Source organism: Occallatibacter sp., assembly GCF_049802275.1.
Lineage (GTDB): Bacteria > Acidobacteriota > Terriglobia > Terriglobales > Acidobacteriaceae > Telmatobacter.
On sequence record NZ_JBARMD010000125.1, the window covers coordinates 1 to 11,339 of the forward strand.

General features: G+C 58.4%; 9 protein-coding genes. 2 read left to right on the plus strand and 7 right to left on the minus strand.

What is annotated here, in order from left to right:
• From WA354_RS04130 to WA354_RS04140, 3 genes are all read right to left on the minus strand, one after another.
• Nucleotides 1–774 (minus strand): hypothetical protein (locus WA354_RS04130; protein WP_472811745.1); only part of this gene is annotated, 774 nt, incomplete at its 3' end.
• A 90-nt stretch (nucleotides 775–864) separates the two neighbouring features.
• On the minus strand, nucleotides 865–2,652 hold the full coding sequence (locus tag WA354_RS04135) for a M56 family metallopeptidase (protein ID WP_472811746.1): 1,788 nt from the start codon (nucleotides 2,650–2,652) through the stop codon (nucleotides 865–867).
• The gene (locus WA354_RS04140; protein ID WP_472811747.1) at nucleotides 2,649–3,083 is read right to left on the minus strand and encodes a BlaI/MecI/CopY family transcriptional regulator; all 435 of its coding nucleotides are present in this window, start codon (nucleotides 3,081–3,083) and stop codon (nucleotides 2,649–2,651) included. The genes WA354_RS04135 and WA354_RS04140 overlap by 4 nt, the downstream gene beginning before the upstream one ends.
• A gap of 73 nt (nucleotides 3,084–3,156) precedes the next feature.
• Between WA354_RS04140 and WA354_RS04145 the strand changes: the two genes are divergently transcribed.
• The gene (locus WA354_RS04145; RefSeq protein ID WP_472811748.1) at nucleotides 3,157–4,110 is read left to right on the plus strand and encodes a VWA domain-containing protein; all 954 of its coding nucleotides are present in this window, start codon (nucleotides 3,157–3,159) and stop codon (nucleotides 4,108–4,110) included.
• A 26-nt stretch (nucleotides 4,111–4,136) separates the two neighbouring features.
• On the opposite strand, the gene WA354_RS04150 is transcribed toward WA354_RS04145, so the two are convergent.
• On the minus strand, nucleotides 4,137–5,054 hold the full coding sequence (locus tag WA354_RS04150) for a polysaccharide deacetylase family protein (protein ID WP_472811749.1): 918 nt from the start codon (nucleotides 5,052–5,054) through the stop codon (nucleotides 4,137–4,139).
• 234 nt (nucleotides 5,055–5,288) lie between these two features.
• The gene (locus WA354_RS04155) at nucleotides 5,289–6,692 is read right to left on the minus strand and encodes a metal-dependent hydrolase family protein (protein WP_472811750.1); all 1,404 of its coding nucleotides are present in this window, start codon (nucleotides 6,690–6,692) and stop codon (nucleotides 5,289–5,291) included.
• An 87-nt stretch (nucleotides 6,693–6,779) separates the two neighbouring features.
• Here WA354_RS04155 and WA354_RS04160 point away from each other — a divergent pair, with 87 nt between their 5' ends.
• The gene (locus WA354_RS04160; RefSeq protein ID WP_472811751.1) at nucleotides 6,780–7,637 is read left to right on the plus strand and encodes an inositol oxygenase family protein; all 858 of its coding nucleotides are present in this window, start codon (nucleotides 6,780–6,782) and stop codon (nucleotides 7,635–7,637) included.
• Between the two features lie 208 nt (nucleotides 7,638–7,845).
• Here WA354_RS04160 and WA354_RS04165 read toward each other — a convergent pair whose 3' ends face one another.
• Entirely contained in the window at nucleotides 7,846–10,494 is a 2,649-nt protein-coding gene (locus WA354_RS04165; protein ID WP_472811752.1) for a M1 family metallopeptidase, read from the minus strand.
• A 195-nt stretch (nucleotides 10,495–10,689) separates the two neighbouring features.
• Nucleotides 10,690–11,217 carry a signal peptidase II gene (gene lspA, locus WA354_RS04170; RefSeq protein ID WP_472811753.1) on the minus strand — a complete coding sequence of 176 codons (528 nt, stop codon included), beginning with the start codon at nucleotides 11,215–11,217 and terminating at the stop codon, nucleotides 10,690–10,692.
• Nucleotides 11,218–11,339: the final 122 nt, after the last annotated feature.

The window sequence follows — 11,339 nt, forward strand, 5'->3', positions numbered from 1 at the left end:
TTTGAAGATGCGTATCTGCACGAGTTTCGCGATAGTGAGATTTTTGAAGCCGCGGTCCTGCATGCGTTGGATGAAGTCGGGCGTGATTTTGAAGATTCGTATCTGGATAAGTTCATCGAGATCGGGCTGATAGCCCATGGCACGAATCTGCTTCACTTCGTCGGCGTTGACGCCCTGAACTTTGAGGGCGATGAGCTTGTCGGCGTCTGGTTGTTCATAGCCCATTGCGACGAAGCTCCTGGCGTAGGCGGGATCGATTTTGAAGATGCGCAGGGCAATGAGGTTGTCGATGGTGATGCCGCGGATTTGGGCCTGCTGCAGCGAGCGGGCATAGCCGGATGTGACATTGAGGAAGGCGTAGGCCTGGAGTTTTTCGGAATCGAAGCCGGCGAAACCGAGTTTGGCCATGCGGTCGACGAAGGCGGAATCGGGGGTGAAGACGGAGTCGCCGCGAAGTTCGTGATCGTGGACGGCGCCAGCGCAGGTAAACGTACCGGCTTCAGCGGTGAGGCTTGCCGTGTGGTGGGCGCCATCGTTTGCGAGGTCGGCGTTGGTGATGCCGGTGAAGCGGTTCATGGATTCATTGCTGAAATTCATGCCGCAGTGGTGATCACCCACGCAATCATCATCGCCGATGTGCAGAGAGAATTCATTGGCTCTCTCGCTGATTCCAATAGCGCATCTGGCATGGGTGGGGGCAAGCGATTGTGCGCTCAAGGGAAGCGTCGTTGCGGCGAGGATGACGGCGAAAGCGACATGGTTTCGAAAAAGCATACGTAACTCCTGAGATGTCGACTGGAGGCGAAGATCTCCTGTCCCGCGGCAAGGCGGGAGCTTTGAGCTGCTGTGGGTAAAGGGTTGGAGTTACTTCTTAACGGACTCGTCGTCGAGCAGGCCGGAGATGCGCAACTGGACGAGTTTATCGAATGGAAGGTTGGTGAAGCCATGTTTGGCGGCTTGCGCGATGAACTCGTCATCAATGCGGAAGATACGAGCTTTGACAAGATCGTTGGCGGTGACGTTGGGGAATGTCTGTTTGAGCTGCCGGGCGTATTCGGGTGTGACTCCCTGGACGCGCATCGCGAGCAACTGACTGGAGTCGAGGTTTGCGAAGCCTGCGGTTTTCATGCCGGAGACGAACTCGGGTGTGACCTGGAAGATGCGGAAGGAAATTGCATCGTGGACGTTGTTGATCGCGAGTCCCTGCTTCTTCATCTCGGCGATGGCTTCGGGCGTTACTCCCTGAATTTTGCAGGCGACGAGATCGTCGGCGGAGAGTTTTCCGAAGCCCGCCTGGTTCATCGCCTGTGCATATTGAGGAGTGACATCCTGAATTTTCATGGCGATGAGCTTGTCGAGGTCGACGTCGTAGCCGGCGGCTTTCATCTGGTCGATGTAGTCACTGTGGATGTGCGCAGAGCGTGCAGCTTTGTCGTCGGACTGAATTTGGGCCGCGGGCGCAGGGTCGGGCGTTACGGCCTGTGGGGCAGCAACCGGAACAGGCGCGGCAACGTGGATGGCGACTTCCGCGGCAATGGCAGGAGCCGCAACCGGTGCAGCATTGGGTGCAGCTACCGTGGCGATCGCGGGAGCGGAATCGGATTGCGGTTTGGGGTTAAGGCTGGCCAGCAGATGCGGAACGGGAAGAAGGATGACGAGGAGTCCGGCGCATGCGGCGGCGAGAGAGAAGGGACGAAAACGACGGCTGGGAATGCGAGTCATGGGTTCTCCAAGAATGCGTGCGATACGCGTAAGGAGAGTTGCGTGGGATTGGTGGCCATCGAGCGCCATGGCGAGGCGCATGTGGCGTGAGCGCTGCTCTTCGAGGTGAACGAGAGCATGGGCGTAGACGACGGGATTCGGGCACACTTGCAGGGCGAGATCGTCGCAGCAGAGTTCGCGCTCCTGGCGGATGCGGGCGCTGATCCACCAAACGGCGGGATGGAAGAAGAACAGCGTTTCGGCGATGGTTTGCAGGATGTTCCAGAAGAAATCGGCGCGGCGCACGTGCGCGAGTTCGTGGGCAAGAACGACCTCAAGCTCATCCGGCCCGAGCAAAGTGATGGCGCTGAGCGGTAGCAGCACGATGGCGCGAACAGTTCCCATTGTCATGGGGCTGTCGATGGCGGTGGAAAGGCGGAGTGCGATGGTGCGACTGAGCCCGAGGGAAGCCGAGATGCGCTGGAACGCGGCTTGCACAGCGGCAGGCGGTTCGCCGGTGGAGGCGAGGCGTAGGCGGCGGAGAAACCACCAACCACCGAGGCTGCGAATGGAAAGAGCAAAGACACCGATGAGCCAGAGGCCGTCGATCCAGGGAAGCAGGGTGGCGAGGGTCAGATGCTGAGGAATACGTTGAATGGCGGCAAGACCGGGCGCAGTAGATCGCGGAAAATCAGCGGCGACGGTGGCGCGGAGATTTGATGCGGACTCGGCGATCGAAGCAACTGGTGCGCCGGATCGCAGCTCCCACCCGAAGGTGGCGATCGCGGAGCCAAGCATGAGCAGCAGAGCAGAGAGAGCGACGAGATAGCGGGTCTGGCTGGAGCGGCGGGAGACAGTGACGCTGATTGCGCGATAAGCGGCGGCGATGGCGGCGGCTTGCCAGCAGAAGTGAATCAGGGTCCAGGCGATGGCTTGGGAAATTTGGGTCATGGCCGGTCCTTTCTGATGTGTTTGATTTGACGGTGATCAGAGGATGCAGCGTTGCGCTTGCGTTCGATGAGGGCGCGGATTTCGCTCAGTTCATCTTCGCTCGCGGGTTCCATAGAGAGCGCGTGCAATGCGAGCTGAGCCGCTGATCCGGCAAAGAGGCGCTTGCTGAGGTCCTTGAGGATTTTGCTTTGCATCGAATCCTGGCTGAGCGCTGCGCGATAGACGTGGGCGCGGTTGGCTTCATCGCGGACCACCAGGCCCTTGGCAGTCATGATCTGGAGCATCTTGAGAACAGTGGTGTAGCCGGAGGGGCGATCCTGATTGAGAGCATCGTGAATCTCGCGGACAGTGGCCGGTTGCTTCTCCCAGAGGATCTGGAGAAGTTCGAGTTCGGATTCAGTAGGCCGGGGGATGATCGTGCCGTGTTCCATGATGGATAGACGTTATACGAAGAGTTTCGTAATTGTCAACGAAAATCTTCGTAGATGGTAATTTCGGAGTAGGATGCTGCGGAGCTGGGTTATTGGTTGCGTCGTTCTTGCGCTTCTTTGCTGGATGCACGAAGCGGGAACACAGAGTCCGTCGAATCGGCGCGACGGCTCGGATGGGTACACGATGAGGCTCCCCGTGGATGAGGTCGTACTGACATTCAACGCGACCGATGGGGAGGGATTGCCAGTCAATGACCTCAAGGTTAGCGAGATTCGGCTGAGGGACAACGGAGCTGCGCCCCGCAGGATTGTCGCATTTGATGAGCTGATGAATCGTTCGATTCGCATAGGCATTCTGCTGGATACGAGCGAGTCAATGCAACGGACGCTGTCCGCGAACAAAGTGGTTGCGAAGGAATTTGTCGAGCGTTTGTTTCGGCAGAAAACGGACGCCGGATTTGTTTCGGAATTTGGATACGCTTCGGCGACGATCCAGTTGTGGACCGGGAATGCTTCGTTAATAGCGCTGGGGATTCAAAGGGTCGGTGAAAAGGTAAATTACCCGGTTGGCACCGCATTATTTAACGCGGTGTTCCAAGCTTGTTCATCTTCGTTCGACGAGATTGATCCAACAGCAACCGGGAACCTCATTCTACTGTTCTCGGATGGCGAAGACAACGCGGGGTTGACATCGCTTGAGGATGCGGCTCGCGCCTGCCAACACAAAAATGTCCAGGTCATTGCGTTTATTCCTTCATCGGTGCAGGATCATGCCTCTACTGGTCCGCAGGCAGTGCGCGAGCTTGCATTGAAGACGGGTGGACAGGTGTTCTTTGCCGATGATGCCGGGGACAAAATCTGGAACGATCTGAGGACGATCGAGTCGGGGATGCGGAACCAGTATCGGCTCGTCTACAACCCGGAAAACTTCAAGCACGATGGCGCGTTTCATGAGATTGAGCTGCAGCCGCCCGATCGCGTGCGCAGGATTGAGGTTCGCTCGGGGTACTTTGCGCCGCGGCAGTGACACAAAGAGTTTCTCGATAGCAAGCTTCAGCGACATACCGTATTCACATCCAGGCTTGACTTGGGGCGGGGTGGGAAGGCGAGGCCACGCGCCTGCATAGCGCCTTCGAGCGAGTCGGGCTGGTCGGGTAGCGAGGGATCGATCGCGCTGGCGTAGAACGGGTCGTTCTCGGCGTCCTGAAGTGTGACGAAGGTGAAGCCCATGTCGCGATAGAGCTTGAGGAGACGCGGGAGCATGCGGGCGTCGAATGCGCCGACGTGCATGAGCAGGACGTACGGGATGTCGTGGCCGAAGAGAGATTTTGCCATGGCGCGGCGGAAGTCGGCATCGGTGGAGGCGGACTCTAGATAGGTGGTTTCTAGCTGGGCGATAGTGGCGGTGTCGTTTTTAGCGATGCAGCGGGCGTAGGGTTCGTTCCACATGTAGTCGCCGAAGCTCATGGTGACGGACGCGATTTTGTATCCGTGAGCGGCCAGGACTTTGCGAGTGTCGGCGCGCTTCTCGGGCGTGTCGCCTTCGGCGAGGAACGGATACCGGAGCCAGTGCCAGTCGGTGTTGCCGGCGTACTGCTGCAGGATTGGTTCGTTCTTGAGCAGGTCGGCTTCCCAGTCGGCCAGGGGACTGGTGTTGAGGTTCATGTGTGACCAGGTGTGATTGCCGAGTAGGAAGCCGGCGTCCCGCCAGTCTTTGAGCATGGGGGAGGAGGCGGGTTCGCGTTCTAATTGAACGCCATTCACGAAGCCGTAGACGGGCGGCATGTGCGCGGCCTTCATGGCGGCGATGAGTTTGTGACCGATTTCTACGCGTGTTTCGCCTTGAGGCAGAGCGCTGTGGGCGGGGAGGTCGTCCCAGGTGATGGCGACTTGCTGAGAGTGTGACTTGGTGTGTGCCGCGAGGATGGCAATGGCGACGAGAATGATGCGCAGACTGCGCGAGTTCTTCATGGGTCCATTATCCATCGGAGAAGGGGAGAGAACTCCCAGGTCTCAGAAGCGAGACCCTTCGGCTTCGTTCAGGGCAGGCTCTGGGGCACCCTGCTTGTGAATCGTACGATCTAAAAGCAGATCCTTCACTCCGCTTACCCCATGGACACTTGGTGTCCATGGGGCCCCAAGCCGCTACGTTCAGGATGACATCCTTGTTTTCTGGGATCAATATCTGCACGCGCCCGAATCGAACTACTTCACGTGGATGACTGGGTTGCGGTCGGGGTGGGCGGGGTCTTTGATGATGTGACCGCCTTGCATTACGAAGGCGACGTGTTCCATCACGGTTATGTCGGCGAGCGGATCGCCTTGGACGGCTACGATGTCAGCGTAACGGCCGGGCTCAATTGTGCCGACGTCCTTGTCTTTCTCGATCATCGTGGCGGCGTTGATGGTGGCGGCTTGCAGTGCGCCGAGCGGCGTCATGCCGCCGCGGACTAAAGCGCCAAATTCCTTTGAGACGGATTCGTCTACGTCGGCGTCATCCACTCCGTAGGCGATGCGGATGTGGTGGGCGAGAGCCAGCTTGAATGCTGGGCCTTGTGCGGCCATGATCTCGACGCCTTTGGCGTAGGAATCGGGATCGCGACCCTTACTGAGGCCGGTTTCCATGTCGTGCTGGAAGCAGTAGAGTGTGGGTACCAGCCAGGTGTGGTGTTGTTCCATCAACTCCGCGCCTTCCTCGTCGAGCATGGTGCCGTGTTCGATGGAGTCAACGCCGGCGCGGACTGCGGCCTTGATTCCGACGGCGCCTTCAGCATGAGCCATTACTTTTTTGCCGGCGCGGTGGGCGATCTCGACGGCGGCGGCCATCTGGGCTTCGCTCAACTCCTGAACATGGAAGTCGGAGATAGGATCCATGACGCCGCCAGTTGCCATGAGCTTGATCCAGTCGGCTCCATATTTAATGTCGCGGCGCACAACGTGGGCGATGTCATCGACGGTGTCGGCTACGTTCTGGCCGCGGGGGAGTTGCATGTCAGGCGAGAAGGGCGCGCCATCGCCGTGGCCTCCGGTAAGCGAGATGCAACTGCCGGCGGCGGTGATGCGCGGGCCGAGGATGATGCCACGTTTGACGGAATCACGCAGGGCGAATTGCGGATAGTCGGGCGGCCCCTCACAGGCATCGCGCAGGGAGGTGAATCCGTGATCGAGCCAGATGCGGAGGTTGTAGACGCCCCAGACGGTCGACTGCGGGATGGAGGTGCGCAGATGCGCGGCGATGTTCTGCGTTGTTGGGTTAGAGAGCGTGTGCGCGTGCGCGTCGATGAGGCCGGGAAGCACGGTATAGGCGGAAAGATCGGTGACAGGAACGCCGGCGGGTGCCGCTTCGGCGATGGACTGGATGCGGTCGCCTGCGATGAGGATATAAGCGTGTGGGCGCACGGATCCGGTGCGAACGTCGATGAGCTTGCCGGCAAGCACGACCTGGGTGACCGAGGGCGGCTGGGGTTGTTGAGCATGCAGTGAGCACACGGCGAGGGACAGGCTGATGAGGACTGAGCAGTGGGTGCGGATCATCTTGCGATTGAAGGTAACATCCGGGCCGCCATCGGGAAAAGGAAAACTGTTGCCTGCGTTGGGCTTGGGCTGCAATTGAAAAGCGTCACTTGCGAGTGCGCCCCGGGTTTGATAGAACAGCGGCAGATTCGATTGTCGTGCGTTGACGATCAGGAGATCTACATGAGCGCAACGATTCCAAACTCAAGACCCCTTGCCAAGCTGGATCAGTGGGATGATTTCGTCGAAGGGCGGTATAAGGAAGGGAAGTCCGAAGAGGAGTTTCGCGTCTATGATGCGACGGCCACGCCGGGTGTGGCGGAGTTTTATCGGCTGAATCACGAAGGTCAGACGGTGGATTATGTTCTGGGCAAGGAGAAGGAGTACTTCAGCCTGAAGAAGGGGATGAAGTCGATCTGGGAAGCGGCAGAATTTTTGAATACGCTGGTGGATGACAGTGATCCGGACACGGACCTCACCCAGATCGAGCATCTGCTGCAGACATCGGAAGCGATTCGTCGCGACGGGCATCCGCGCTGGATGGTGTTGACGGGGTTCTTGCACGATCTTGGAAAGTGCCTGTGCCTGTATGGCGAGCCGCAGTGGGGTGTTGTGGGGGATACATTTCCGGTGGGCTGCGCGTGGTCTGAGGCGATTGTGTTTCCCGAGTATTTTGCGAACAATCCCGATCGGCTCGTGCCTGAGTACCAGACGAAGTATGGGATTTACGAGCCGAATTGCGGGCTCGAGAATGTTCACCTCTCGTTTGGGCATGACGGATACATTGCTGAAGTGATGAAGCCGTATTTGCGCATGGAAGCGCTGTACATGTTGCGCTTTCATTCGTTCTATCCCTGGCATCGTCATGGTGCATACGATCATCTGGCGAACGACCAGGATCGGGCAATGATGGAGTGGGTGCTGAAGTTCAATCAGTACGATCTCTACTCCAAGGGACATGCCAAACCCGATGTGAGGGAATTAAAGCCGTATTACGACGAGCTATTTGCGGAGTTTCTGCCCGAGAAAATCGCCTGGTGAATATAACGGCGCCGGGCCATATGAATAGATCCGGCTAACGGCAACAAAGCAGCTGCAGGTTCCTCCGCTCGCTTCCCCTCGGCTTCGCTCATGGTCCAGTCGGTAGGAATGACAGTCTTAAACGAGGCTCGGGTCTTAAAAATGTGATGGCCGCCGGGCAGGAGCCGGGCGGCCATTTACGTTCTTGTGCGCGATGTTCTGCAAGTTTTTAGTGAGCTGTTTCGCTGGTGGCGGACTTGGGCTGTGATGCCAGCCAGCTCTTCAACTGCGGTTCCTGCAGGTTGCGGAGTTCAATGCAGCCGTTGATGCGCTCGATGGCATGCTTGAGCTCCTGATCAGCATCGGGAACCTTGTGGGTGGAGAAGAACTGCGATACATCGTCGCGGGCTGATTCCGAGCAGAAGGCCGCAGTGGCGCCGACGAGGACGGTACCCATCTCCGGAGTGAACTCCTTCTTCACATCGTTCCAGTGAGTCTGGATGAACATCCAGGCGAGATCGCGATTCTTTTCGATCTCAAGCGAGATGGCGAGCTGGATGGCCGCATCCTGGTTGCGGACTTTACCGGAGACGGCGTATTCCAGAGCGCGCTGGGCGAGTTGGGGGTTTTCGAATGTGGCGAGCAGACGGAGAGCACCGATCTGGATTTCAGGGTTAGTCGAGGTTTCGGCGATCTTCTGCAGCTTGTCGAAGAGCGCAGCGTCGCCGTTGCGGGCCGAGATTTGAAGAGCGGTTTCTGCGAGGTTGGGATCGACGGCGTTTGCATCGGCCAGGTATTTCGCGCTGATCTCACGTGCCTGTGTGAGGATCTGCGGATCTTTGGCTTCACCGAGAGCGGCAAAGAGCAAGGCGCGCAACTGCTTCTTGTCGGGTGAGTCGCTGTCGGAAGGAGGGCCGAGCTTCTCGAATTCAGGCGCGAAGGTTTGGCGGAACCACGCGTCGAGTGCGTCTTTCTCTTCTGGGGTTGAGGCGATGCGGGCGTTAACAGCGCCGAGGCCATCGAGTGCGGAAGAGACGACATTGAAGTTGGGGTCGGATTTTACTGCGGTGACAAGGTTGAGATAGTCGCCGACGCTGGCTTTATTGGCGCGGACCTGGGCCCACACATCGCCGATAAGACTGATGCGCTCAGTGGGGGAGAGACTGGTTTCGACGTGCGTTGCCAGCGCGGCGTAATCGCCTGGAGTGTAGGCCGTGCGGTAGTATCCTTTGCCGCCGGCGTTGGCGAAGAAGAGCGCACTTGGCGGGATCGTCAAGGAAGTGGTGCCCGGCGCCAGGAGTTGGCAGTCCTGCTGGTCGCCGTTGGTTTTGAAGCAGACGGGGAGAGTCCACTTTTGCGCGGCGTCGGGTTGAATGCTGGGAGTCAGGTAAAAGCGTTTCTGCGAGACAGAAACCTTGCCGTTCTCAGGCTGGCCGAAGGTGAGTAGAGGCACGCCTGCCTGAGCGATGAGGCTTTCCATGATCTTGTCGACCGGCTTGTGGCTGGTTGTTGTCTGTGCGTTCCAGAAGTCTTCGGCGGTGGCGTTGCTGTAGAGATGGGCGGAGAGATAATTGTGTACGCCCTGGCGGAAGGTTTCAGGCCCGACGTAGTTTTCCACACTGAGCAATACATCGCTGGCTTTGCCGTAGGAGATGCCGTCGAACATTTGCTCGATTTCCGCGGGCGTATCGGCGCGGGCGCGAATGGCGCGGGTGGTGGGCTGCGCATCCAGATTGAGGGTGCCGTCCATTCCAGAAACGACTGCCTGATCGACATTCCATTCAGGGTGCATTGCTTCAACGGGCTTGTTCTCCATCCAGGTAGCGAAGCCCTCGTTGAGCCAGATGTTGTCCCACCACTGCATGGTGACGAGATCACCGAACCACTGGTGCGCCATTTCATGCGCGATCACCAGAGCGACTTCAGTCTTGGCGTTGATGGATGCGGTCTTGGGATTGATGAGGAGCGCGGTCTCACGATAGGTGATAGCGCCGAAGTTCTCCATAGCGCCGGCTTCAAAGTCGGGAAGGGCAATGAGGTCAAGCTTTTTGAGGGGATAGGGAATGCCGAAGTAGGTGTTGTAGTAGTGCAGTACGTACTTGGCAACATCGACACCGTATGTGGTGAGAGCGACTTTGTCAGGTGTGGAGCAGGTGCGAATGGCGACGCCGTCCTGTTCACCGGAGGAGCATTGGAAGTCGCCGACGAGAAAAGCCACGAGATACGTGGACATTTTGGGCGTGGTGAGGAACTTGAGGGTGTGCTTACCCGCGGCGGGGCCGGGCGTGTCGCTGATGATGGGGCCGTTGGAGATGCCGGTGTCGCCCTGGTCCACGATGAGTGAGATGTCGAAGGTGGCCTTGAAGGCGGGCTCGTCGAACGATGGGAAAGCGCGGCGTGCATCGGTGGATTCGAATTGAGTGACGGCGTAGTTGCGGCGAGCAGTTTTGGAGAGATAAAAGCCGCGGAGTTCGCCATTCAAGATGCCGCTGTATTGGATGGTGAGCGTGGCCCTGCCTGCGGGCAGTTGATTGGGAACCGTGAATGTGGCTTGTTCCTTCTCTTTGTCGAGGGAAACGGTGGCGTTCTGCTCTCTTCCTGCGGATGCGATCTTGACGGATTTGAATGCAAGGTCGTGGGCGTTGAGAGTGATGGAACTTGCTGGCTCAGCGAGAATGACGTCGATGGTTTCAGAGCCGGTGAAGGTCGCTGTTTTGAGATCAGGCGTCAGGGCGAGGGTGTAGTGCTGGGGGCGAACCGTGGCAGGGAGGCGTTGGGCCTCAAGGGGGCCCGGCAGAGCGATTGTGAAAGCGGTGAGAGTGCAAAAGAAAAGGGAAACAGGCGCAATACGCCGAAGAAAGGTTGGGTCGAATCTCATTTCATCCTCAAAGATTGAATGGCTACTAACAGCACAAAGCCAGGATCGTTCTGAGGCGTTGTCATCGAACTGTCGCGCAGTCGTTAGCGCGATCATGTTCCGTCGATGAGGCCTCTGTCATTTTAGGGTACTAGAGCATACAAAAGTAATCTACGGAATGTGACCGATCACAGTTCCCGCGTGACAGGTGCCAAGTTAGCTATTGGCTTTCGGTGGCGGGGTGGGTTCGGAGGACTTCCTGGGGAGCAGGGAATCAAGGAGCAAAAGGCAGGCACCGACGACGATGGAACTGTCGGCCACGTTGAAGTCAGGCCAGTGATAGCCGAAGATGTGAACCTCAATGAAGTCAACGACAGAGCCATAGACTACGCGATCGTGGAGGTTGCCGAGGGCGCCGCCGAGGACGAGGGCAAGGGCGACGGTAGCGAGGGTGAATCGGCTGCCGAGGCGGATGAGTGCAATGAGAACGGCGATGGCCGCCAACGCTGAAAAGCCGATCAGACCCCAGCGGACAGCGTTGGGCGATGCGGAATCGGCGAAGAGTGAGAAGGCTGCCCCCTCGTTGAGCCAGTGGGTGATGCGGAGGAAGCCGGGAATCACGAGGATGCCGTCGCCTAGAGGGACGTGCGAAGCCACAACGTTTTTGGTAACCCGGTCAGCGACGATGACGACCACCGAGATGAGCAGGAGCCAAGGGAGCTTGCGTGGAGCGGGGAAGCTCACTGAGCGGCCTCCGGCGGGTTGATGCCCATCTCCTTGAGAGCGCCTTGGCAGCGGGTGCAGACGTTTTGCCAGATCCCGTAGTTGGAGACTTCGGGCATGAAGTTCCAGCAGCGGGCGCATTT